The sequence below is a fragment of the Bacillus cereus group sp. RP37 genome, from assembly GCF_040459695.1.
In the GTDB taxonomy this organism is placed as follows: Bacteria; Bacillota; Bacilli; order Bacillales; family Bacillaceae_G; genus Bacillus_A.
Map to the genome: position 1 here is coordinate 1,504,922 of NZ_JARVHP010000001.1, position 25,273 is coordinate 1,530,194.

The following is a 25,273-nucleotide window of genomic DNA, read 5'->3' on the forward strand; positions in this document are numbered from 1 at the left end:
GAAAAATGAGGTTCTAGGGGGATTTCGACATGTTAGAGTTTGATACTACTCAAGATCAATTAGCGAATATAAAAGTTATCGGTGTCGGCGGTGGCGGAAACAATGCTGTAAACCGTATGATTGAACACGGTGTACAAGGTGTAGACTTTATCGCTGTGAATACTGATGCACAAGCATTAAATCTATCAAAAGCTGAAACAAAAATGCAAATTGGTGGAAAATTAACACGTGGACTTGGTGCAGGTGCAAACCCTGAAGTAGGGAAAAAAGCTGCAGAAGAAAGTAAAGAACAGATCCAAGAAGCACTTCGTGGTGCAGATATGGTCTTCGTAACTGCTGGTATGGGCGGCGGAACTGGAACTGGTGCAGCTCCAGTTGTTGCTCAAGTTGCAAAAGAATTAGGTGCATTAACAGTTGGTGTTGTAACACGTCCATTTACATTTGAAGGACGTAAGCGTGCAACACAAGCAGCATCTGGTATTGCGGCATTTAAAGAAAATGTAGATACACTTATTGTAATTCCAAACGATCGCTTATTAGAGATTGTTGATAAAAATACGCCGATGTTAGAAGCATTCCGTGAAGCAGATAACGTATTACGCCAAGGTGTTCAAGGTATTTCTGATTTAATTGCAACACCAGGTTTAATTAACTTAGACTTCGCAGACGTAAAAACAATTATGTCTAATAGAGGTTCTGCTTTAATGGGTATTGGTTCTGGTAATGGAGAAAATCGTGCTGCTGAAGCTGCGAAAAAAGCGATTTCTAGTCCATTATTAGAAACATCTATCGATGGAGCTCAAGGTGTTATCATGAACATTACGGGTGGAGCTAACTTAAGCTTATATGAAGTACAAGAAGCGGCAGACATTGTAGCTTCAGCTTCAGATCCAGAAGTAAATATGATCTTCGGTTCTGTTATTAATGAAGGATTAAAAGATGATATCGTTGTAACTGTAATTGCAACTGGTTTTGATGATAGCATTGCAACTCAACCACCAAAACCAATTATCCGTCCGAATGCGAATCACACGCAACAACAGCAACAGCCAGTAGCTCAACCTTCAAAACAACGTGAAGTAAAACGTGAAATGAAGCGTGAAGAGCCGGTTGTACATGAGCGTCATTCAGATTCAGATGATATCGATATTCCAGCATTTTTACGTAATCGTCGTAGACGATAAAAGAAAAGGAGCTTTCATGCTCCTTTTTTGTTTTATACAGGGAAAAGATCTGCTAAGCAGGTCTTTTTTTATTTTATATATTTTAATTTATCCCGCAAAAGCCCAATTGGTGAGGGCTGATAATCGATGGAGATGAACACCCCCCACGCTGATTAAAGTTTCACTTTATATGTAAGTAAAAAAGTATAGTATTCTATGAAACATATACTTTTATTTTTTACCGACAGATTATGTCTAGAAAGCACAAAATAACAAAAAAACACCTCCGCAAATTGACACACTTTCCTATTGGATATGCATTATACTAGTCTCAACTTAAAAAAAGAGGTGAATTGTTTGGTTGTTTACGCCGACGTTGTTTGGTTGTTAAACGCCTGCATTGATTTTCTTTTACTTTTATTAACAGCCACCGTGTTAAAAAAGAAGATCAAAAGATGGAGGCTTGTATTAGGGGCATTTATAGGTTCAACCATTGTTATTTTTGCCTTTACTCCTTTTGCTTCTATGATGACACATCCGGTTATGAAACTACTGTACTCGTTACTTATTGTGTATACGGCATTTGGATTTACAACGTTTAGAAATTATGCACAAACTGTTTTTACTTTTTACTTTGTAACCTTTATGGTTGGTGGAGGGTTAATTGGCACTCATTTCTTTTTGCAAACGAATGAAATGGTAAATGGATTGGTTCAATCTCAATCAATTTCTTACGGTGACCCAATTAGCTGGTTGTTTGTTGTTTTTGGTTTTCCAGTAATCTATTATTTTTCTAAAAAGCGTATTGAAAGTGTAGAGGTTACAAAAATACACTATGATCAAATTGTGAAATTGAAAATTCAATTAGCTGAAGAGGAACTAGAACTCGCAGGTTTAATTGATAGTGGGAACCAACTTTACGACCCGTTAACAAAAACACCCGTTATGATTATGCATATCTCATCATTAGAACATTGCTTGCCAGCTTGGTTAACAGAACAAATTTATTCCAAAACAGAGATTCCTCAAATACCAGAAAATGATTCTGGGTGGGCGACAAAATTACGCTTAATTCCTTTTCGAGCAGTAGGAGTAGAGAATCAATTTTTATGGGCAATTAAGCCAGACGGTGTGCAAATTTATCATGAAGGTAGTTCTATTGTAGTCAGCAAGGTATTGATTGGATTAAATACACAACAGTTGTCAACCAATGGAGAGTATCAATGTATTGTGCATCCGAAAATGTTAATTTCGCAAAAAATGGTAATTGCTTAATAATGGGAGGCGGGATAATATGATGAAATTAAAATTTTATTTAGTATACCTTTGGTATAAAGTATTGCTGAAATTAGGAATTAAGACCGACGAAATTTATTACATTGGTGGAAGTGAAGCGTTGCCACCGCCGTTAACGAAAGAAGAAGAGGAAGTTCTTTTGAATAAATTGCCAAAAGGAGATCAGGCGGCAAGATCGTTGCTGATTGAACGCAATTTACGGCTAGTTGTATATATAGCAAGAAAGTTTGAAAATACCGGGATAAATATTGAAGATTTGATTAGTATAGGAACAATCGGCCTTATTAAAGCAGTGAATACATTTAATCCAGAAAAGAAAATAAAATTAGCAACATATGCCTCACGTTGTATAGAAAATGAAATTTTAATGCATTTGCGCCGGAATAATAAAAATCGTTCAGAAGTTTCTTTTGATGAACCACTTAACATCGATTGGGATGGGAATGAACTTTTGTTATCAGATGTATTAGGTACAGACGATGATATTATTACAAAAGATTTAGAAGCTACTGTAGATCGTCATCTTCTAATGAAAGCATTGCATCAATTAAATGATCGTGAAAAACAAATTATGGAACTTCGGTTTGGGCTTGCTGGAGGAGAGGAAAAGACGCAAAAAGATGTGGCGGATATGCTTGGGATTTCACAGTCATACATTTCGCGTTTAGAAAAAAGAATCATAAAAAGATTACGAAAAGAATTTAATAAAATGGTGTAAAGAATAAGACCAGCCGTTATCTAGGCTGGTCTTATTCTCTTTCGTTGTATGAAGAGAGACAACGAAAATGAAAAATGAAGAGAAAACCGCATGCATAAAATCCCCTTCAAAGGAAATACTTTACACTGTACAGCAACTCCCGATAGGAGGGAACACTTTGACGAGAAACAAAGTAGAAATTTGCGGTGTTGATACAGCTAAACTTCCCGTACTAAAAAATGATGAAATGCGTAAATTATTTCGTGAAATGCAAAGTGGAGAGATAAGCGCAAGAGAGAAATTAGTGAATGGAAACTTACGTCTTGTACTGAGCGTCATCCAAAGATTTAATAACAGAGGAGAATATGTTGACGATTTATTTCAAGTTGGTTGCATCGGACTTATGAAATCCATTGATAACTTTGATTTAGGCCAAAATGTAAAATTTTCAACGTATGCTGTGCCGATGATTATTGGGGAAATACGCAGATATTTGCGTGATAACAATCCGATTCGCGTATCTCGCTCATTACGAGATATTGCGTATAAAGCATTACAAGTAAGAGAAAAATTAATTGCAGAAAATTCAAAAGAACCAACAGCAATGGATATTGCAAAAGTGCTTGAAGTGACTCATGAAGAAATTGTTTTTGCTTTGGATGCGATTCAAGATCCAGTTTCATTATTTGAACCGATTTATAACGATGGAGGAGATCCTATCTTTGTTATGGATCAGTTAAGTGATGAAAAACAAAAGGACGAGCAGTGGGTTGAAGAATTAGCACTGAAAGAAGGGATGAAGCGTTTAAATGATCGTGAGAAAATGATTATTCGAAAACGTTTCTTTCAAGGAAAGACACAAATGGAAGTTGCAGAAGAAATTGGGATTTCTCAAGCGCAAGTGTCACGTTTAGAGAAATCAGCTATTAAACAAATGAATAAGACGATACAAGGATAAGGTTTCACCATTTATGGTGAGACCTTTTTATATGTCATATAGTTTGTTTGCGCTCATAGTAGGGCAGCTGTGTTCATATAATGAAAATAATATGTGGTTAGTAGAGGGTGCTTCCTGTTAATTTGAGAAATAGCGTTTTTTCAATCCGTCATATATAAGGGAGAGGATGAAAGTGATAAGAATTTCGGAGTTGCAAATGAAAGAGATAATAAATGTTTCAGATGGAAAAAGGCTTGGGAATATTGGAGATATTGAAATTGATATGAACACAGGGCAGATTCAATCTATTGTTATTTCCAAACAGTCACGTATGTTAGGGATTTTTGGGAAAGATGTAGAAATTGTAATTCCTTGGGAGGAAATTATGAAAATTGGGGAAGATGTCATACTTGTTAGAGTAAATCCTGTTAATTCTGTAACAGAATCAATACAAACACCGACAATTTCATAAAGAATATTACAAATTCCTCTTTTTTTTCTGTTGTCATTATGAAAAAATAAAAGTATGGTAAAATAGACAGGAAGTACCATGCTTTTTTATGTTATTTTAATTAAAAGGAGCCGCTTTGTTATGAGAGAACCATTTAAATATGTGGACGGTATACTGTATTTACAAGCGTGGAAAGAACTTGGAAACATTACTGCTGGATTTACGACAAAAGATGGTGGGGTAAGTACGGGCTCCTTTCATGCGATGAATTTAGGATTACATGTGAATGATATCGTGGAGAACGTTCATGAAAATAGACGCATTTTAGCAAATAAGTTACAAAAACCATTAGAAAACTGGATTTGCTCTGAACAAGTTCATGATCATCATGTTGAAAAAGTAGGACAACAGGAAAAAGGAAGTGGCGTCTATTCATATGAAGACGGCATTTCAAAAACAGATGGCATTTATACGAGTAATAATGATGTTCTTCTAACATCATGTTACGCGGATTGTGTTCCACTCTATTTTTATGCACCATCACATGGTATGATAGGACTTGCGCATGCTGGATGGAAAGGGACTGTAAAAGAGATTGCAAAGGAAATGATTCAAAAATGGAATGCAGAAGGGATTTCAAGTGATGAAATTCATGTTGCAATTGGACCAGCAATTGGATCTTGTTGTTACGTTGTTGATGATCGAGTGTTAACAGCAGCAGAGCAAGTAGTAAATGGCTCTGTCCCTTATAAAAAAATTTCTGATGGGCAGTACGCAATTAATTTAAAAGAAATTAATCGTATATTATGTGTACAAGCAGGCATAAAAGAAGAGAATATTGTAATGTCATCTCTTTGTACAAGCTGTGAAGAACAACTATTTTTCTCTCATCGTCGTGATCAAGGTAAGACAGGGAGAATGTTGAGTTTCATAGGTTTTAAGGAGGAAGAAAGCAAGTGACAGTACAAAAAAATTTAACAACTGTAAACGAAGCAATTAAACAATCTTGCGTACGAGCTGGACGTTCGTTGAAAGATATTAAACTCGTTGCGGTTACAAAAACGGTAGGAATTGAAAAAACAAACGAAGTAATTGAAGCTGGAATTATCGATTTAGGTGAAAATAGAAATGAAGGTTTCTTACAGAAGTACGAACATTTCGGTTCAAAAGTGAATTGGCATTTTATTGGATCATTACAAACGAGAAAAGTAAAAGAAATCATTAATGAAATTGATTATTTACATTCGTTAGATCGTCTTTCACTTGCAAAAGAAATTCAAAAACGTGCGGATAAGAAAGTGAAATGTTTTATTCAAGTGAAAACATCATCTGAAGAATCCAAGCAAGGATTGGCAATAGAAGAAACCATTTCTTTTATTCAAAGTTTGCAAGAATTGGATAAGATTGAAGTGGTGGGACTAATGACAATGGCTCCGTTTACAGAAGAAGAGGAAGAAATCAGACGCTGTTTTAAGGAGTTGCGTATGCTACAAACAGAGGTGCAGGAGCTAGAATTATTACATGCGCCATGTAAAGAATTATCAATGGGAATGTCTAATGATTACACGATTGCAATTGAAGAAGGTGCTACATATATTCGTTTGGGGACGATTTTAGTAGGAAAAGCGTAAAAGGAAGGAGAATCTTATTATGAGTTGGTCAAAAGTAAAATACTTCTTTTTTGATACACCGGAAGAAAAAGAAGCAGCTCAATATGGTTATGAAAAGGAGCAAACAGACATGAAGAAGCAGCAAGATCCGCCAGAACAACAAGATGTTACGTTTCCAAAAGCGCAACCGAAACAAAATGTTGTGAGCATTGAAACGGCAAAGCAATCTTCAAAAGTTGTTTTATTAGAACCGCGCACATATTCGGAAGCGCAAGGGATTTCGGACCATTTAAAAGGTAGACGAGCTGTTGTGATTAATTTACAACGAATGTCTACTGATCAAGCTGTACGTATCGTTGACTTTTTAAGTGGTACTGTATACGCTATAGGCGGGGATATTCAAAAAATAGGACCGAAAACATTTATGTGTACACCTGAAAATGTAGATATTGTTGGCGCAATTTCAGAGTTATTCGGTGAAGAAGAAGACACAAATATAAAGAGGTGGTAATACGCCATGGAAACAGTTTTAAGGCTTTTAGTTTATGCTATCGAGATTTACTCGTGGGCACTTATTGTTTACATTCTCCTATCATGGTTCCCAGGTGCAAAGGAATCAACTTTTGGAGAAATTCTTGCGCGTATTTGTGAACCGTATTTAGAACCATTTCGCAGATTTATTCCGCCGCTTGGTATGATTGATATCTCTCCACTCGTTGCGATTTTTGCGTTAAAGCTTGCTACGAATGGTTTAATAAGTATATTCGGCTATTTCTTATAGTAAGAGGTTATATGCATGAGCATCTACGAGCATTTTAGACCTGATGAAGTGGTCTTTGTGGATAAAGTATTAGAGTGGAAACAGGCGGCTGAGTACCATCAAGTGAAGTTAACAGATTTTCTTGATCCAAGACAGCAACAAATTGTCACTATGGTAATTGGACAAGGAGATGTTGCTGTACAATTTGATGGTGCAACGCCTCATGCAGAGCGCAAAAGAGCACTCATTTATCCGGACTATCTAGTAGTAAATGAAGAGGAATTTCAAGTAGAAGTATTGGAAATTGACTATCCTTCCAAGTTTTATACGCTAGAACATAGGCAAATATTAGGTACATTTATGTCTCTCGGTTTAACGAGAGAAAAATGTGGTGATATTTTGCTTCAAGAAGATCGTGCCCAAATTGTAGTCGCGAAAGAAGTTGTATCTTATATTGAGATGAACTTACAATCGATAGGGAAAGTGAAAATCTCCTTATCACCAGTGCAAGGAGAAAAAATTCTACAGATACAAGAGACGTGGGGAGAGAAATCCGGAACGGTTTCTTCACTTCGTTTAGATGTGATGTTAGCTGAAATGTTACATATATCCAGACAAAAAGTACAACCTTTCATAAAAAATGGTTTAGTAAAAGTGAATTGGAAAACAGTCGAGCAAACCTCTTATGAATGTTATCCAGGAGATGTTTTTTCAGTGAGAGGATATGGACGAAGTAAATTGTTTTCTGTAGAAGGTAGAACAAAGCGCGACAAATGGAGAATTTTGTATGGTATACTAAAATGATTGGTTTTTTAGAAGGAAATCCTCCTATTTTGTCGAAGAAAAGATATAATTGAAAGAGGAAATTTAGATAACTACTTGGAGGTGGCGTTGTGCCGTTAACACCATTAGATATTCATAACAAAGAATTTGGTCGCGGATTCCGTGGCTATGATGAAGATCAAGTAAATGAGTTTCTTGATCAAATTATCAAAGATTATGAATTAGTCATTCGTGAGAAAAAAGCTTTAGAAGAAAAAGTTGCGCAATTAGAAGGAAAGTTAGATCATTTCTCTAATATTGAAGATACGTTAAACAAATCTATTGTCGTTGCACAAGAAGCAGCGGAAGAAGTAAAACGTAATGCGCAAAAAGAAGCAAAATTAATCGTACGTGAAGCGGAAAAGAATGCAGACCGTATTATTAACGAAGCGTTAGTAAAATCAAGAAAAGTTGCTTTTGATATTGAAGAGCTAAAGAAACAAGCAAAAGTATTCCGCACTCGTTTCCGTATGTTATTAGAAACACAGCTTGAAATGTTAAACAACGATGATTGGGATAAACTAATTGAGTTAGAAGACGAAGTGGATGAACTGTTGAAAAAAGAAGAAACAGTGTAAGCTTGACGTTTTTCTCATTATTACATATAATTTTAAACAACATATTTATTAAGAAAAACGAAGATAGGGATAAGTACCTTTTCATACCTTATATAGCGAACTGAGGATGGTGTAAGCTCAGGATAAGGAGATAATGGGAATATCACCCTGGAGTTCCTCGCTGAACAAATAGAGTAAGCGTAGGCGTATATTCGCGTTAAGAATATAAAGAGGATTGTATACATACGTATAGGATCTACTAGGGTGGTACCGCGGGAGACTTTCTCGTCCCTTTTTGGGATGAGAAGGTCTCTTTTTTATTCCGTTTTTTAAGTGTTTCTTTTATACATGTAAGGAGGAATTGAGCATGGAGTACAAAAATACATTACTAATGCCAAAAACAGAGTTCCCAATGCGTGGGAATTTACCAAAACGTGAGCCTGCGATGCAAGAAAACTGGGCTGAAATGAATATTTATGAAAAGGTACAAGAACATACGAAAGGTCGTCCTTTATTTGTACTGCATGATGGACCTCCATATGCGAATGGTGACATTCATATGGGGCATGCATTAAATAAAGTGTTAAAAGACTTTATTGTTCGTTATAAATCAATGACTGGTTACTGTGCACCATATGTACCAGGTTGGGATACACATGGTTTACCAATTGAGCAAGCTTTAACAAATAAAGGTGTAAAGCGTAAAGAAATGACAGTTGCTGAGTTCCGTAAGCTATGTGCAGAGTATGCATATGAACAAGTAGAACGTCAACGTGAACAATTTAAGCGTTTAGGTGTACGTGCTGATTGGGATAACCCATATATTACTTTAGAGCCAGCTTATGAAGCACAACAAATTAAAGTATTTGGTGATATGGCGAAAAAAGGTTATATCTATAAAGGGCAAAAACCAGTTTACTGGTCTCCAACAAGTGAATCAGCTTTAGCAGAAGCTGAAATTGAATATCAAGATAAAAAATCAGCATCTATTTACGTAGCATTCCCTGTAAAAGACGGAAAGAACGTATTAGAAGGTGATGAGAAATACATTATCTGGACAACAACACCTTGGACGTTACCTGCAAACTTAGGTATTTCTGTTCACCCAGAACTTGAATACTCTATTATAAAAGTAAATGGTGAAAAATATATTATTGCTTCTGAACTATTTGAGACAGTTGCAAAAACGTTAGAGTGGGAAAATGCTGAAGTTGTGAAAACGGTAAAAGGTAGCGAACTTGAGTATACAGTTGCAAAACATCCATTCTACGATCGTGATTCATTAGTTATGCTAGGAGATCACGTAACAACAGATGCAGGTACAGGTTGTGTTCATACAGCACCAGGACACGGGGAAGATGACTTCGTTGTTGGTAAAAAGTATGGATTAGAAGTACTTTGCCCAGTTGATGATAAAGGTGTATTAACAGAGGAAGCGCCTGGATTTGAAGGCTTATTCTATGATAAAGCTAACAAGCCAATTACAGAAAAATTAGAAGAAGTAGGCGCGTTACTGAAACTAACATTCATTACGCATTCATACCCACATGATTGGAGAACAAAAAAACCAATTATTTTCCGTGCGACAGCACAGTGGTTTGCATCTATTGAAGCATTCCGTAAAGAGTTATTAGAAGCTGTTGCGGAAACAAAATGGGTACCAGCATGGGGAGAAACTCGTCTTCATAATATGGTTCGTGACCGTGGTGACTGGTGTATTTCTCGTCAGCGTGCATGGGGTGTGCCAATTCCTGTATTCTATGCAGAGAATGGTGATCCAATTATTACGGATGAAACAATTAATCATGTAGCAGATTTATTCCGTGAGCACGGTTCTAACGTATGGTTCGAGCGTGAAGCGAAAGATCTATTACCAGAAGGATTTACACATCCAGGTAGCCCAAATGGTGAATTCCGTAAAGAAACAGACATCATGGATGTATGGTTCGATTCAGGTTCTTCTCACCAAGCGGTATTAGAAGAGCGCGAAGATTTACAACGTCCAGCTGATTTATATTTAGAAGGATCTGACCAGTATCGTGGTTGGTTTAACTCTTCATTATCAACAGCGGTTGCTGTAACAGGTAAAGCTCCATATAAAGGCGTACTAAGCCATGGTTTCGTATTAGATGGTGAAGGACGTAAAATGAGTAAGTCGATTGGAAACATCGTCGTACCGAAGAAAATTATGGATCAATTAGGTGGAGATATTTTACGCTTATGGGTATCTTCTGTTGACTATCAATCTGATGTACGTATTTCAGATGATATTTTAAAACAAGTAGCAGAAGTATATCGTAAAATCCGTAACACATTCCGTTTCTTATTAGGAAACTTAGATGACTTTAAACCAAGTGAAAATACAGTAGCTGTAGCTGAACTTCGTGAAGTAGATCGTTACATGTTAGTGAAATTAAATGACTTAATTACAAAAGTAAAAGAAGCATATGAAACATACGACTTCGCTGCTGTGTATCATGCAATTCATAACTTCTGTACAATTGATTTAAGTTCATTCTACTTAGACTTTGCAAAAGACATTTTATACATTGAAGGTGCAAACCATGAAGATCGTCGTGCAATTCAAACTGTATTATATGATGTTCTTGTTGCATTGACGAAACTTGTAACTCCAATCTTACCGCATACAGCTGATGAAGTATGGCCATATATTCCAGGTGTAACAGAAGAAAGTGTACAATTAACTAATATGCCAGAAGCTGTAGAATTAGATGGTGCGGAAGCATTAAAAACAAAATGGGATGCATTTATGACATTGCGTGATGACGTATTAAAAGCGTTAGAAGTAGCTCGTAATGAAAAAGTAATCGGTAAGTCATTAAATGCAAGTATTACGCTATATCCAACTGCAGAAATGAAAGCTATGTTAGAGTCTATTAGCGAAGACTTGAAGCAATTATTCATCGTTTCTGAGTATAAACTTGGTGGCATGATGGAAGAAGCGCCAGCAGATGCGCCGAAGTATGAACATACAGCGGTCGTTGTTACTCAAGCAACTGGTGAAACATGTGAACGTTGTTGGGTAGTTTCAGAAACAATTGGTAAAGATGCTGAACATGAAACATTATGTGAGCGTTGTGCAACAGTTGTTAAAGAAAACTATGTAAAATAATAAAAAAACTGACTGTGCGTAAGTGCAGTCAGTTTTTTTATTGATGATATATTAAAATGACTTTCACTCTCTTTCCTATGAAGGAAAAATGTGTGTGAGGTAAGCATAGAAATTTCGGACACACTAATCGTACATTGCAGCTGGGAGGAATGTACACGTGAATGAAATGTATATGGAAATAAAAGAAGAATTGCAATTGATGCGAAAAGAGTTACAAGAGAGGCTAGCTAAAGAGGTCATGCACAAATATGATACAGAGTTTAGCGAAGAGCTTGGATATGAAATGAAGGAAGAGATAAAGAATAAACTCCTATTACATGATATAAAAGAGGACTTAAAAGATGTAGAACGTGCATTATTTAAAATGGAAATAGATATGTATGGTATTTGTGAAGAAACAGGGAGAGTAATTTCGGTAAAACAAATGAAAACGATGCCGACTGCCCGTACCATTCATGAATTTTTTTATGAAAAAGTAAATGTATGAATGTGCACAACGATATTATATTACCTTTTTTTAATTTATTTTATTCTTCTATAAAGGTTCATTGTGAAAAGGTTGCAGCTATGCTAAAATTTTGAGGTACACTGTCTTTGTGGGGGAAATGAAAATGATATATTATGTAATAGCGTTATTTGTCATTGCCATCGATCAAATATCGAAATGGCTAATTGTAAAGAACATGGAATTGGGTACGAGCATTCCGATTATCGATAATGTATTATACATAACATCACATCGAAATAGAGGAGCTGCCTGGGGGATTTTAGAAAATAAAATGTGGTTCTTCTACATTATTACAGTCGTTTTTGTAGTATTTATCGTAATTTATATGCAAAAATATGCGAAAACAGACAAACTTCTAGGGATTTCATTAGGTCTAATATTAGGCGGAGCAATTGGTAATTTCATTGATCGTGTATTTAGACAAGAAGTAGTGGATTTCATTCACGTGTATATTTTCTCGTACAACTATCCAGTATTTAATATAGCTGATTCAGCATTATGTATTGGTGTTGTATTAATTATTATTCAAACATTATTAGAAGGCAAGAAAACGAAGGAGTAATTGAATGAGTGAAGTAGTACAAGTAACAGTTGCAGAAGAACAAAAAAGCGAGCGAATTGATAAATTCGTTGCAGAAATAAACAGTGAATGGTCACGTTCACAAGTACAGCAATGGATTAAAGATGGTGTCGTTACAGTTAATGGAAAGTCGGTAAAAGTGAATTATAAAGTTAAAGAAAACGATGAAATTACAGTAACGATTCCTGATCCAGAAGAGTTAGATATCCAAGCAGAAGATATGAGCTTAGAAATTTATTATGAAGATGAAGATGTACTCGTTGTTAATAAGCCACGTGGTATGGTTGTACATCCAGCTCCAGGGCATACAAGCGGTACGCTTGTAAACGGCCTTATGCATCATTGTACGGATTTATCAGGCATTAACGGTGTAATGCGTCCTGGCATCGTGCATCGTATTGATAAAGATACATCGGGACTATTAATGGTTGCTAAAAATGATATGGCGCATGAATCACTTGTAAATCAACTTGTAGCAAAAACAGTAACAAGACGTTACAAAGCGATTGTACACGGTGTGATTCCGCACGATAAGGGAACAATTGATGCTCCAATTGGTCGCGATAAGAAAGAACGTCAAAGCATGACAGTTGATGAAAATGGTAAGAATGCTGTTACGCACTTCCAAGTGTTAGAACGCTTTAAAGATTTTACACTTGTAGAATGTCGCTTAGAAACGGGACGTACGCACCAAATTCGTGTTCATATGAAATATATTGGCTATCCACTTGCAGGAGATCCGAAGTATGGTCCGAAGAAAACATTAGACATGAATGGACAAGCACTTCACGCAGGTATTTTAGGGTTTGACCATCCTCGTACTGGTGAATATATTCAGTTTGAGGCACCGATTCCAGAAGTGTTTGAAGATGCATTAAATATTTTACGGAAATAGTATTGACAAATCATAAAAAAACTGAGATACTGACAACAGTTAAATAATGATCCTTTAACACAGCCCCGTGAGGTTGAGAAGGTAACGGTTTGAAATACATAGGGTATGCTGTACCCTTTTTCAAAAGTCCTCTCGCACACGCTGAGAGGACTTTTTTTTATACCATTACTCTCACGCAAGAAAAAAAGCTTGGAGGTGTAGAGCATGCAAGAGAAAGCTGTTGTTTTAGATGACCAAATGATTCGCCGCGCTTTAACACGAATTAGTCATGAAATCGTGGAACGAAATAAAGGTGTCGATAATTGTGTTCTTGTCGGAATTAAAACGCGTGGAATTTTTATTGCACAACGTTTGGCAGAACGAATTGGTCAAATTGAAGGAAAAGAAATGGAAGTTGGAGAGCTAGATATTACGTTATATCGTGATGATCTAACACTACAATCGAAAAATGAAGAACCACTTGTAAAAGGTTCTGATATCCCTGTAGATATTACGAAGAAAAAAGTTATCCTTGTGGATGATGTATTATACACAGGAAGAACAGTTCGAGCAGCAATGGATGCTCTTATGGATTTAGGTAGACCATCACAAATCCAATTAGCGGTTCTTGTTGATAGAGGTCATCGTGAACTACCAATTCGCGCTGATTATGTAGGAAAGAACATTCCAACATCAAGTGAAGAGCGTATCGAAGTTGATTTGCAAGAGACAGATCAACAAGATCGAGTAAGCATATACGATAAGTAAAGCCCTTTTAAATGTAGTCCTGTGAGGCTGCCAAAGGGTCTTGGCTTTCATATGTCAAATTTGGCATACGAAAGTGTAGGACTCTTTGTGCACAGGCACAAAGAGTTTTTTTATTGCAAAGATTTAAACTGAAGGAGGATGTAACAATGGAACAAAAGCCAGTGTTAGACGTTAATGAAGTACCGAAACCGGGAAAATGGTTATTTTTAAGTATACAACATTTGTTCGCGATGTTTGGATCAACAGTGCTTGTTCCGTTTTTAACAGGATTGAATCCGTCAGTAGCATTAATATCAAGTGGATTAGGAACGTTAGCGTTTCTTCTTATAACGAAAGGTCAAGTACCTGCTTATCTAGGATCATCATTCGCCTTTATCGCACCGATTATAACAGCGAAAACCGCAGGTGGACCGGGAGCAGCAATGCTTGGTGGTTTACTTGCAGGACTTGTGTACATCTTAATCTCACTCGGAATTAAGAAATCAGGATCAGAGTGGATTATGAAATTACTTCCGCCAATCGTAGTTGGTCCAGTAGTAATGGTAATCGGTCTAGCTTTAGCACATACAGCAGTGAACATGGCGATGAACGGTGCGGATGGCAAATATAGCTTTACACACTTTTCGGTAGCATTAGTAACTTTAGCAATTACAATTATATGCTCTATATTCGGAAGAGGATTTTTCAGTATCATACCAGTGCTACTTGGCATTATCGGCGGATATATCTTCGCTTACTTCCAAGGGCTAGTAGACTTAAAGCCGGTAGCTGAGGCAAAATGGTTTGTTGTACCAGATTTCACAGTACCATTTGTAACATATACTCCGGAGTTTTCATGGAAGATTGTACTCTTGATGGTACCAGTAGCATTAGTAACAATTTCAGAACATATCGGACATCAAATTGTACTTGGAAATGTTATTAAAAGAGATTTAATTGAAAAACCAGGTTTACATCGCTCAATCTTCGGTGATGGAATAGCAACATTGATTGCATCACTAATAGGTGGACCACCGAATACAACGTATGGTGAAAACATCGGTGTGCTAGCAATTACGAGAGCATACAGCGTATACTTATTCATCGGCTCAGCAGTGTTTGCAATCGTATTCGGATTTATCGGTAAGATTTCTGCACTGATTCATTCGATCCCAACACCAGTTATGGGTGGTGTATCAATCTTACTATTCGGTGTAATTGCATCAAGCGGATTACGCATGATGGTAGATGATAAAACGGACTTAAGTGACAAACGAAACTTAATGATTGCATCAGTAATACTAGTAATCGGTATTGGTGGAGCAGTACTCCATGTAGGAGAATCGTTCCAAGTAGAAGGAATGGCACTAGCAGCAATTGTAGGTGTACTATTAAATCTACTACTACCGGAAACGAAACAAATAAAACAATCTAAGCAGATTGCTTCATAATAATAACCTTTTAATTCAGTCCTGTGAGACCGGAAAGGGTGGCTTCTTTCATGCACCCTAGTCTCATATGACTAGGGTATTTTTATACAAATGTTGTTATAAAAATACAAAAGTGGTAACATAAAAATCAGAAAGATGAGGGATGACGATGAGCCATTTGTTAACGATGAGTGAATTATCAGAAGTAGAAATTTCAGAAATCCTAAAAGACGCAGAAGATTTCGCGAATGGAAAAGAGAGCAAAACGACAGAGCAAACTTTTGTTGCGAACTTGTTCTTTGAGAATAGTACGAGAACGAGATTTAGCTTTGAAGTTGCTGAGAAGAGATTAGGACTTGATGTTTTAAACTTTTCAGCTGATGCATCTAGCGTACAAAAAGGAGAAACTTTATACGATACGATAAGAACACTAGAATCAATCGGAACAAAAGCAGTGGTCATCCGCCATGAGCAAGATCGCTACTTCGATGAACTAAAAGATCAGGTGAATATCCCAATCTTAAACGCTGGAGATGGATGTGGAAACCACCCAACGCAGTGCCTACTCGACCTTCTTACAATTAAACAAGAGTTTGGAAGATTTGAAGGATTGAAGATTGCAATAGTAGGAGATGTTCGTCATAGCCGAGTAGCACGTTCTAATGCAGAAGCATTAACGAAACTGGGTGCAACAATTTACTTTGCAAGTCCAGAAGAGTGGAAAGATGAAGACAGCACATTTGGAACATACAAACCATTAGATGAACTTGTTCCAGAAGTGGATGTAATGATGTTACTTCGTGTACAACATGAGCGTCATGATCATTATGAAACAGACATTATGAAAGAGTATCATGAGAAACACGGATTAACAGTGGAAAGAGAAAAGCGTATGAAAGAAGGAAGCATTATTATGCATCCAGCTCCTGTAAACCGTGATGTTGAAATTGCAAGTGAACTTGTTGAGTGTGAGCGTTCACGCATATTTAAACAAATGGAAAATGGAGTTTACGTAAGAATGGCTGTACTAAAACGCGCCTTACCAAATGTATTAGGAGGAATGAAACATGAATTACTTGTTTAAAAATGGTCGTTATATGAATGAAGAAGGAAAAATCGTAGCAACAGATCTTCTCGTACAAGACGGTAAAATCGCTAAGGTAGCAGAAAATATTACGGCAGATAATGCTGAAGTAATCGATGTGAACGGAAAGTTAATCGCACCTGGATTAGTAGATGTACACGTACATCTTCGTGAACCAGGTGGTGAACATAAAGAAACAATTGAAACAGGTACACTAGCAGCGGCAAAAGGTGGATTCACTACAATTTGTGCAATGCCAAATACACGCCCAGTACCAGATTGCAGAGAACATATGGAAGACTTGCAAAATCGTATTAAAGAAAAAGCGCATGTTAACGTACTACCATACGGAGCAATTACAGTACGCCAAGCGGGTTCTGAAATGACAGATTTCGAAACATTAAAAGAACTTGGAGCATTTGCTTTCACTGATGACGGTGTAGGCGTACAAGATGCTAGCATGATGTTAGCTGCTATGAAGCGTGCAGCGAAATTAAATATGGCAGTAGTTGCGCACTGTGAAGAGAATACTCTTATTAATAAAGGTTGTGTACATGAAGGGAAGTTTTCTGAGAAACACGGATTAAACGGTATCCCATCAGTATGTGAATCTGTACATATTGCAAGGGATATACTGCTTGCTGAAGCGGCAGATTGTCACTATCACGTATGTCACGTAAGTACGAAAGGCTCTGTACGCGTAATTCGTGATGCGAAACGAGCTGGAATTAAAGTAACAGCAGAGGTAACACCTCATCACCTAGTGTTATGTGAAGATGATATCCCATCGGCTGATCCTAACTTTAAAATGAACCCACCGCTTCGTGGAAAAGACGATCATGCAGCATTAATTGAAGGATTACTAGATGGAACAATCGATATGATTGCAACTGACCATGCACCGCATACAGCGGAAGAGAAAGCACAAGGAATTGAAAGAGCACCATTCGGAATTACTGGTTTTGAAACAGCATTCCCGCTTCTATACACAAACCTTGTGAAAAAAGGGATTATTACACTAGAGCAGTTAATTCAATTCTTAACAGAAAAGCCAGCTGATACATTCGGCTTAGAAGCAGGTCGCCTGAAAGAAGGTAGAACAGCTGATATTACAATCATTGATTTAGAACAAGAAGAAGAGATTGACCCAACAACATTCGTATCAAAAGGAAAAAATACACCATTCGCAGGTTGGAAATGCCAAGGATGGCCGGTAATGACAATCGTTGGTGGTAAGATCGCATGGCAAAAGGAGAGTGCATTAGTATGAAAAGACAACTTATCTTAGAAGATGGAACAGTATTAATTGGAAAAGGTTTCGGAGGAGAAATTGAAAAGTCAGGTGAGGTTGTATTCACAACAGGAATGACTGGATATCAAGAAACATTATCTGATCCATCATATTGCGGTCAAATCGTAACATTCACGTACCCATTAATCGGAAACTACGGCATCAACCGTGACGATTTTGAATCGATTCACCCATCTGTAAATGGTTTAATCGTAAACGAAATTTGTGATCACCCATCAAACTTCCGTAATGAAATTTCGTTAAATGATTACTTAAAAGAAAGAAACATCCCAGGCTTAGCAGGAATTGATACAAGAAAATTAACGAGAAAAATTCGTCAATACGGTACATTACGTGGACGTCTATGTAACATGGATGCAGATGTAGAATACATCGTGAGCCAATTAAAAGCGACAGTATTTACAGATCACGTGAAACGCGTATCAACGAAAGATCCATACCCAAGCCCAGGCCGTGGACACCGAGTTGTACTTGTAGACTTCGGAATGAAACATGGTATTTTACGAGAATTAAATAAACGTGACTGTGATGTAATTGTAGTACCTTACAATACAACAGCAGAAGAAATTTTACGCCTTAGCCCAGATGGAATTATGTTAAGTAACGGACCTGGAGATCCAAAAGATGTACCAGAAGCAATTGAAATGTTAAAAGACATTATCGGTAAAGTTCCTTTATTCGGAATTTGCTTAGGACATCAACTATTCGCTCTAGCATCTGGTGCGAATACAAGTAAGTTAAAATTCGGTCACCGTGGTTTAAACCATCCAGTAAAACATCTTGCAACTGGAAAAGTAGCAATTACATCTCAAAACCATGGTTATGCAGTAGAAGAAGAATCAGTTAAAAATACAGAACTTGAAATTACACATGTTGCTTTAAATGATGGAACAGTAGAAGGTCTTCGTCATACGAAGTTCCCAGCATTTACAGTACAATATCATCCAGAAGCTTCAGCAGGACCAGAAGATGCAAATGATTTATTCGAAGATTTCTTAGAAATGATTGAAAACTTCAAGAAAGAAGGGGAAGAGTTATGCCAAAACGCCTAGACATTAACACAATTTTAGTAATCGGATCAGGACCAATTGTAATTGGGCAAGCAGCAGAGTTTGATTACTCTGGTACACAAGCTTGTCAATCTCTTAGAGAAGAAGGTTACAAAGTAATCCTTGTTAACTCTAACCCAGCAACAATTATGACAGATACTGCAACAGCAGATAAAGTATATATAGAACCATTAACACTAGAATTCGTAAGCCGTATCATTCGTAAAGAACGCCCAGACGCAATCCTGCCAACATTAGGTGGTCAAACAGGTTTAAATATGGCTGTTGAACTTGCGAAATCAGGCATACTTGAAGAATGTGGAGTTGAAATTTTAGGAACAAAATTATCAGCAATCGAGCAAGCGGAAGATCGTGATTTATTCCGTACATTAATGCAGGAATTAAATGAACCAATTCCATCTAGTACCATTATTCATACGCTAGAAGAAGCACATGAATTTGTAAAAGAAATTGGTTATCCAGTTATTGTTCGCCCAGCATTTACAATGGGTGGAACAGGTGGTGGAATCTGTAGTAATGAAGAAGAATTAATTGAAATTGTATCAGGTGGTTTAAAACATAGTCCAGTGACACAATGTTTATTAGAAAAGAGCATTGCTGGTTGTAAGGAAATTGAATATGAAGTAATGCGTGACTCGAATGATAACGCGATTGTAGTATGTAATATGGAAAATATCGATCCAGTTGGGGTTCATACAGGTGATTCTATCGTTGTAGCGCCGAGCCAAACATTAAGTGACCGTGAGTATCAAATGTTACGAAACACTTCATTACGAATTATTCGTGCATTAGGAATTGAAGGCGGATGTAACGTTCAGCTTGCACTTGATCCACATAGCTTCCAATACTATGTAATCGAAGTAAACCCACGTGTAAGTCGTTCATCTGCACTAGCATCTAAAGCAACTGGGTATCCAATTGCAAAGCTAGCGGCAAAAATTGCAGTCGGTTTAACATTAGATGAAATTATAAACCCAGTAACACAAAAAACATACGCTTGCTTCGAGCCAGCATTAGACTATGTTGTTTCAAAAATACCACGCTGGCCATTTGATAAGTTTGAATCAGCAAACAGAACACTTGGTACGCAAATGAAGGCAACTGGTGAAGTTATGTCAATCGGACGTAACTTAGAGCAATCATTATTAAAAGCGGTTCGTTCTTTAGAACTTGGCGTTTATCACTTAGAATTAGAACATTTAAAAGAACTTGATAAAGAAACAATGAAAAAACGCATTATAAAAGCTGATGATGAGCGACTGTTTATTGTAGCAGAAGCAATTCGTCAAGGTGTAACGAAAGAAGAAATCAACGATTGGTGTGAAATGGACTTCTTCTTCTTACAAAAAGTTGAAAACATCGTAAATATGGAACGTGAAGTAAAAGCGAATGTAGGAAATATGGAAGTACTACAAACTGCGAAAGAAATGGGCTTCAGCGATCACTACATTGCAGCAGCTTGGAACAAAACAGAGCGTGAAATTTACGATATGCGTAAAGAAAGCAATATAACTCCTGTTTATAAAATGGTAGATACTTGTGCGGCAGAGTTTGAATCTGCAACACCATACTACTACAGCACATATGGTGACGAGAATGAATCGGTTAGAACAGATCGTAAGAGTGTAGTAGTTCTAGGATCTGGTCCAATCCGTATCGGTCAAGGTGTTGAGTTTGACTATGCAACAGTTCACTCAGTATGGGCAATTAAAGAAGCTGGATATGAGGCAATTATTGTTAATAACAACCCAGAAACAGTTTCAACAGACTTCAGTATTTCTGACAAATTATACTTTGAACCATTAACGATTGAAGATGTAATGCACATCATCGATTTAGAAAAACCAGAAGGTGTTATCGTTCAGTTCGGTGGACAAACGGCAATTAACTTAGCGGCGAAATTAGAAGCACACGGTGTGAAGATTTTAGGAACATCACTTGAAGACTTAGATCGTGCAGAAGATCGTGATAAGTTTGAAGCGGCTCTAACACAGCTTGGTATCCCGCAACCAGTTGGTAAAACAGCAACGACTGTAGAGCAAGCAGTAGCAATCGCTGACAAAATTGGTTACCCAGTATTAGTAAGACCATCTTACGTACTAGGTGGACGTGCGATGGAAATCGTATATCGTCAAGAAGAACTGCTGCACTACATGAAAAATGCGGTTAAAGTTCACGCTGATCACCCAGTATTAATCGACCGTTACATGGTTGGTAAAGAAATTGAAGTAGATGCAATTTCAGACGGTGAGAATGTGTTCATTCCAGGTATTATGGAACATATTGAACGCGCTGGAGTTCACTCTGGTGACTCAATTGGAGTATATCCACCACAAAGCTTATCTGAAAAATTAAAAGAACAAATTATTGAACATACAATTGCACTTGGAAAAGGATTAAACATTGTTGGATTACTAAATATCCAGTTTGTAGTATTCGAAGATCAAGTGTATGTAATTGAAGTAAATCCACGTGCGAGCCGTACAGTACCATTCTTAAGTAAAATTACAGGTGTACCGATGGCGAACGTTGCAACGAAAGTTATTTTAGGGCAAGACCTAGTAGAGCAAGGATACGGAACGGGCTATCACCCAGAAGAGAAAGAAGTATATGTAAAAGCTCCGGTATTCTCATTTGCGAAACTACGCTCAGTTGATACAACATTAGGACCTGAAATGAAATCAACAGGGGAAGTAATGGGTAAAGACTTAACGCTTGAAAAAGCATTATACAAAGGATTAGTTGCTTCTGGAATTAATATCCCAACGCACGGATCAGTAATCATTACTGTAGCTGATAAAGATAAAGAAGAGGCGATGGAAATTGCAAAACGTTTCCACGAAATCGGCTATAACTTATTAGCAACAGCTGGAACAGCACAATCGTTAGAAGAGCAAAATATCCCAGTACAAGTTGTAAACAAAATTGATTCTGAAGACTACAACTTACTAGATATTATCCGTCAAGGAAAAGCACAGTTTGTAATCAATACATTAACAAAAGGCAAACAACCAGCGCGTGATGGTTTCCGCATTCGCCGTGAATCAGTAGAAAATGGCGTGGCTTGCTTAACATCACTTGATACAACGAGAGCAATCTTACGAGTATTAGAATCTATGACATTCTCAGCTCATTCAATGAAAGAAATTACGCAAACAAAGCGTCACGAGGTGGTACATGCATGATGCAAAAGCAAAATATGATCGTCGTTAATCAAAAAGAAATCGCAAAAAACATTTACGAATTAGTGCTTCAAGGAACTTTAGTACAGCAAATGAACGAACCAGGGCAGTTTGTACACATTAAGGTAGCAGAGGGCATTGCGCCCCTTCTGCGCCGCCCAATTAGTATTTGTAATGTAGATCAAGAGAAGAACGAATTTACAATGCTATATCGTGCGGAAGGACAAGGGACAAAAACATTATCAACTAGAAAACAAGGTGAAATGGTAGACGTACTAGGACCACTAGGACACGGTTTTCCTGTAGAAGAAGCAAAAGCTGGTCAAACAGCTTTACTTGTAGGCGGGGGAATTGGTGTACCACCACTTTATGAACTATCACAGCGCCTCGTTGCAAAAGGTGTACGTGTGATTCACATCTTAGGTTTTCAAACGAAAGATGTTGTTTTCTATGAAGAAAAATTTGCAGAACTTGGTGATACGTACGTTGCGACAGTAGACGGTACACACGGTACAAAAGGATTTGTCACAGATGTAATTGATCATTACGGAATAGACTTTGATATTCTTTATTCATGTGGTCCGTTAGCGATGCTTCGTGCATTAGAAGGACGTTACAAAGAGAAAAAAGCCTATATTTCATTAGAAGAACGTATGGGCTGTGGTATTGGAGCTTGTTTCGCATGTGTATGCCACTTACAAGAAGATCCAAGTGGACATTCTTACAAGAAGGTGTGTAGCGACGGACCAGTATTTCCAATCGGGGAGGTTGTACTATGAACAGATTGCAAGTTGAATTACCAGGATTATCATTAAAAAATCCAATTATACCGGCATCTGGATGCTTTGGATTTGGTCGTGAATATGCACAGTTTTACGATTTAAGTGTACTAGGATCAATCATGATTAAAGCGACGACAGAACAACCACGCTATGGAAATCCGACGCCTCGTGTTGCTGAAACACCAGGCGGCATGTTAAATGCAATCGGACTTCAAAACCCAGGATTAGAAAAAGTAATGAATTCTGAATTACCTTTTCTCGAACAATTTGACCTTCCAATCATTGCGAACGTTGCGGGCTCACAAGCTGAGGATTACGTAGCGGTTGCAAAGGAAATTTCTAAAGCGCCTAATGTCCATGCGCTAGAATTAAACATTTCTTGTCCGAACGTAAAAACAGGTGGTATCGCCTTTGGTACAAATCCTGAAATTGCTGCTGATTTAACGAAGCGAGTAAAAGAGGTTTCTGAAGTACCTGTATACGTGAAGTTGTCACCGAACGTGGCAAACATTGTAGAAATTGCAAAAGCGATTGAAAATGCAGGTGCAGATGGTTTAACGATGATTAATACATTGCTTGGTATGCGTCTAGATTTAAAAACAGCTAAACCAATTTTAGCAAACTGTACAGGCGGACTATCAGGACCTGCGATTAAGCCAGTAGCAATTCGTATGGTACATGAAGTAAGTCAAGCGGTTAACATTCCAATTATCGGAATGGGTGGTATTGAAACAGCTGAAGATGTAATTGAATTCTTCTACGCTGGCGCAAGCGCAGTTGCAGTAGGTACAGCGAACTTCATAGATCCGTTCGTATGTCCGACAATTATTGAAGAGTTACCAGCACTATTAGATGAACTAGGATTTGATCACATTTCGGAATGTCAAGGAAGGAGCTGGAAGCAAACATGTCACAGTCGTTAATCGTTGCACTAGATTTTCCAGGGAAACGAGAAGTAGAGAAATTCTTACACCACTTTGAAGGGGAAGAGTTATTTGTCAAAGTAGGTATGGAGTTATTCTACAAAGAAGGCCCTGCGATTATTACGTACTTAAAAGAAAAGGGACATAAGATCTTCCTAGATTTAAAACTTCATGATATTCCGAATACAGTAAAAAGCGCTATGCGTAGCCTAGCTAGTCTAGATGTTGATATGGTAAATGTTCATGCTGCTGGGGGAAGTAGTATGATGAAAGCTGCGATTGAGGGATTAGAGGAAGGTAAGCAAGAAGGAAAAGAGAGACCGATTTGTATTGCAGTTACACAACTAACAAGCACTTCGGAAGCTATGATGAAAAAAGAGATCGGCATTGAGAAAACGTTAGAAGAAGCGGTTGCTCATTATGCAAAATTAACGAAAGAAAGTGGACTTGATGGCGTTGTTTGTTCAACACTTGAAGTTCCAAAATTACGTGAAGTATGCGGAAATGAATTTGTAACAGTAACACCGGGGATTCGTCTTGCAAGTGATGATGTAAATGACCAGGTGCGCGTAGCAACACCGAAACGTGCGAGGGAACTTGGCTCAAGCTACATCGTAGTTGGACGTAGTATTACAAAAGCAGAAAATCCGCTTGAAGCGTATAAAACAGTAAAACAACAGTGGGAAGGTGTAACAGTATGAAAAAAGAAATCGCATCGCATTTATTAGAAATTGGAGCAGTATTTTTACAACCGAATGATCCATTTACTTGGTCTTCAGGTATGAAATCACCAATTTATTGTGATAACCGTTTAACTTTATCTTATCCAAAAGTACGTCAAGCGATTGCAGCTGGATTAGAAGAGTTAATTAAAGAGCACTTCCCAACTGTAGAAGTTATTGCAGGAACAGCAACTGCTGGTATTGCGCACGCTGCATGGGTAAGCGATCGTATGGATTTACCAATGTGCTACGTACGTAGTAAAGCAAAAGGTCACGGTAAAGGGAACCAAATCGAAGGAAAAGCTGAAAAAGGTCAAAAAGTAGTAGTAGTAGAAGACTTAATTTCAACTGGCGGTAGTGCAATTACATGTGTAGAAGCACTTCGCGAAGCTGGTTGTGAAGTGTTAGGAATCGTATCAATCTTCACATACGAGCTTGAGTCAGGAAAAGAAAAATTAGAAGCAGCAAACGTAGCATCATATTCTTTAAGTGATTACAGTGCATTAACTGAAGTTGCAGCAGAAAAAGGTATGATCGGACAAGCTGAAACGAAAAAATTACAAGAGTGGCGTAAAAATCCAGCTAACGAGGCTTGGGTTACAGCGTAATATGAAAAAAGACGACTGCGGGGGA

At 37.5% G+C, this 25,273-nt stretch carries 25 protein-coding genes and 1 other annotated feature; all 25 genes read left to right on the forward strand.

All coding sequences use genetic code 11. The features are described from left to right. Positions 1 to 29: 29 nt before the first annotated feature. The 25 genes from ftsZ (at position 30) to pyrE (ending at position 25,248) form a co-directional block, all read left to right on the forward strand. Entirely contained in the window at positions 30 to 1,184 is a 1,155-nt protein-coding gene (gene ftsZ / locus QCI44_RS08100) for a cell division protein FtsZ (RefSeq protein ID WP_000888984.1), read from the forward strand. Positions 1,185 to 1,520: 336 nt separating this feature from the next. Beyond that, complete coding sequence (gene spoIIGA / locus QCI44_RS08105; protein WP_016086558.1) at positions 1,521 to 2,438, forward strand: sigma-E processing peptidase SpoIIGA; 918 nt, start codon at positions 1,521 to 1,523, stop codon at positions 2,436 to 2,438. Between the two features lie 19 nt (positions 2,439 to 2,457). After that, the gene (gene sigE / locus QCI44_RS08110) at positions 2,458 to 3,177 is read left to right on the forward strand and encodes an RNA polymerase sporulation sigma factor SigE (RefSeq protein WP_000976948.1); all 720 of its coding nucleotides are present in this window, start codon (positions 2,458 to 2,460) and stop codon (positions 3,175 to 3,177) included. A 157-nt stretch (positions 3,178 to 3,334) separates the two neighbouring features. Further along, positions 3,335 to 4,114, forward strand: a complete 780-nt coding sequence (gene sigG, locus QCI44_RS08115) for an RNA polymerase sporulation sigma factor SigG (protein WP_000197753.1) — start codon at positions 3,335 to 3,337, stop codon at positions 4,112 to 4,114. Positions 4,115 to 4,280: 166 nt separating this feature from the next. After that, a complete protein-coding gene (locus tag QCI44_RS08120; RefSeq protein ID WP_033659759.1) occupies positions 4,281 to 4,565 on the forward strand; it encodes a YlmC/YmxH family sporulation protein in 285 nt (94 codons plus the stop codon). A gap of 120 nt (positions 4,566 to 4,685) precedes the next feature. Then, a complete protein-coding gene (gene pgeF, locus QCI44_RS08125; RefSeq protein ID WP_016086560.1) occupies positions 4,686 to 5,504 on the forward strand; it encodes a peptidoglycan editing factor PgeF in 819 nt (272 codons plus the stop codon). Beyond that, complete coding sequence (locus QCI44_RS08130; protein ID WP_016086561.1) at positions 5,501 to 6,175, forward strand: YggS family pyridoxal phosphate-dependent enzyme; 675 nt, start codon at positions 5,501 to 5,503, stop codon at positions 6,173 to 6,175. The genes pgeF and QCI44_RS08130 overlap by 4 nt, the downstream gene beginning before the upstream one ends. 19 nt (positions 6,176 to 6,194) lie before the next feature. Further along, positions 6,195 to 6,665 (forward strand): cell division protein SepF, encoded by a 471-nt coding sequence (locus QCI44_RS08135; RefSeq protein WP_016086562.1) that lies wholly within the window; start codon positions 6,195 to 6,197, stop codon positions 6,663 to 6,665. A 6-nt stretch (positions 6,666 to 6,671) separates the two neighbouring features. Beyond that, positions 6,672 to 6,935: a YggT family protein gene (locus QCI44_RS08140; protein ID WP_016086563.1), complete on the forward strand. Its 264-nt coding sequence runs from the start codon at positions 6,672 to 6,674 to the stop codon at positions 6,933 to 6,935. A gap of 15 nt (positions 6,936 to 6,950) precedes the next feature. Then, on the forward strand, positions 6,951 to 7,718 hold the full coding sequence (locus tag QCI44_RS08145) for a YlmH family RNA-binding protein (protein ID WP_016135257.1): 768 nt from the start codon (positions 6,951 to 6,953) through the stop codon (positions 7,716 to 7,718). Positions 7,719 to 7,807: 89 nt separating this feature from the next. Next, positions 7,808 to 8,314, forward strand: a complete 507-nt coding sequence (divIVA, locus tag QCI44_RS08150) for a septum site-determining protein DivIVA (protein WP_001131611.1) — start codon at positions 7,808 to 7,810, stop codon at positions 8,312 to 8,314. 51 nt (positions 8,315 to 8,365) lie between these two features. Further along, positions 8,366 to 8,589: a binding site (T-box leader), on the forward strand. 71 nt (positions 8,590 to 8,660) lie between these two features. Further along, positions 8,661 to 11,426 carry an isoleucine--tRNA ligase gene (ileS2, locus tag QCI44_RS08155; RefSeq protein WP_016086565.1) on the forward strand — a complete coding sequence of 922 codons (2,766 nt, stop codon included), beginning with the start codon at positions 8,661 to 8,663 and terminating at the stop codon, positions 11,424 to 11,426. 157 nt (positions 11,427 to 11,583) lie between these two features. Further along, complete coding sequence (locus QCI44_RS08160) at positions 11,584 to 11,913, forward strand: TraR/DksA family transcriptional regulator (RefSeq protein ID WP_353811069.1); 330 nt, start codon at positions 11,584 to 11,586, stop codon at positions 11,911 to 11,913. A gap of 124 nt (positions 11,914 to 12,037) precedes the next feature. Beyond that, positions 12,038 to 12,496: a lipoprotein signal peptidase LspA gene (gene lspA, locus QCI44_RS08165; RefSeq protein ID WP_000642186.1), complete on the forward strand. Its 459-nt coding sequence runs from the start codon at positions 12,038 to 12,040 to the stop codon at positions 12,494 to 12,496. Between the two features lie 4 nt (positions 12,497 to 12,500). Continuing rightward, positions 12,501 to 13,409: an RluA family pseudouridine synthase gene (locus tag QCI44_RS08170; protein WP_016086567.1), complete on the forward strand. Its 909-nt coding sequence runs from the start codon at positions 12,501 to 12,503 to the stop codon at positions 13,407 to 13,409. A gap of 204 nt (positions 13,410 to 13,613) precedes the next feature. Then, complete coding sequence (gene pyrR, locus QCI44_RS08175; RefSeq protein WP_001156490.1) at positions 13,614 to 14,156, forward strand: bifunctional pyrimidine operon transcriptional regulator/uracil phosphoribosyltransferase; 543 nt, start codon at positions 13,614 to 13,616, stop codon at positions 14,154 to 14,156. A 146-nt stretch (positions 14,157 to 14,302) separates the two neighbouring features. Continuing rightward, positions 14,303 to 15,586, forward strand: a complete 1,284-nt coding sequence (gene uraA, locus QCI44_RS08180) for a uracil permease (protein ID WP_016086568.1) — start codon at positions 14,303 to 14,305, stop codon at positions 15,584 to 15,586. A gap of 148 nt (positions 15,587 to 15,734) precedes the next feature. Continuing rightward, positions 15,735 to 16,649: an aspartate carbamoyltransferase gene (pyrB, locus tag QCI44_RS08185; RefSeq protein ID WP_000018859.1), complete on the forward strand. Its 915-nt coding sequence runs from the start codon at positions 15,735 to 15,737 to the stop codon at positions 16,647 to 16,649. Next, positions 16,633 to 17,919 (forward strand): dihydroorotase, encoded by a 1,287-nt coding sequence (pyrC, locus tag QCI44_RS08190; protein WP_016086570.1) that lies wholly within the window; start codon positions 16,633 to 16,635, stop codon positions 17,917 to 17,919. Before pyrB ends, pyrC begins: the two co-directional genes overlap by 17 nt. Continuing rightward, the gene (locus QCI44_RS08195) at positions 17,916 to 19,013 is read left to right on the forward strand and encodes a carbamoyl phosphate synthase small subunit (RefSeq protein WP_000828669.1); all 1,098 of its coding nucleotides are present in this window, start codon (positions 17,916 to 17,918) and stop codon (positions 19,011 to 19,013) included. Before pyrC ends, QCI44_RS08195 begins: the two co-directional genes overlap by 4 nt. Further along, positions 18,998 to 22,216: a carbamoyl-phosphate synthase large subunit gene (gene carB / locus QCI44_RS08200; RefSeq protein ID WP_016086571.1), complete on the forward strand. Its 3,219-nt coding sequence runs from the start codon at positions 18,998 to 19,000 to the stop codon at positions 22,214 to 22,216. The genes QCI44_RS08195 and carB overlap by 16 nt, the downstream gene beginning before the upstream one ends. After that, positions 22,213 to 22,992, forward strand: a complete 780-nt coding sequence (pyrK, locus tag QCI44_RS08205) for a dihydroorotate oxidase B electron transfer subunit (protein WP_016086572.1) — start codon at positions 22,213 to 22,215, stop codon at positions 22,990 to 22,992. Before carB ends, pyrK begins: the two co-directional genes overlap by 4 nt. After that, complete coding sequence (gene pyrD, locus QCI44_RS08210; protein WP_116363296.1) at positions 22,989 to 23,918, forward strand: dihydroorotate oxidase B catalytic subunit; 930 nt, start codon at positions 22,989 to 22,991, stop codon at positions 23,916 to 23,918. Before pyrK ends, pyrD begins: the two co-directional genes overlap by 4 nt. Next, on the forward strand, positions 23,903 to 24,619 hold the full coding sequence (pyrF, locus tag QCI44_RS08215; RefSeq protein ID WP_016135256.1) for an orotidine-5'-phosphate decarboxylase: 717 nt from the start codon (positions 23,903 to 23,905) through the stop codon (positions 24,617 to 24,619). Before pyrD ends, pyrF begins: the two co-directional genes overlap by 16 nt. Then, a complete protein-coding gene (pyrE, locus tag QCI44_RS08220) occupies positions 24,616 to 25,248 on the forward strand; it encodes an orotate phosphoribosyltransferase (RefSeq protein ID WP_016086574.1) in 633 nt (210 codons plus the stop codon). The genes pyrF and pyrE overlap by 4 nt, the downstream gene beginning before the upstream one ends. Positions 25,249 to 25,273 lie beyond the last annotated feature (25 nt).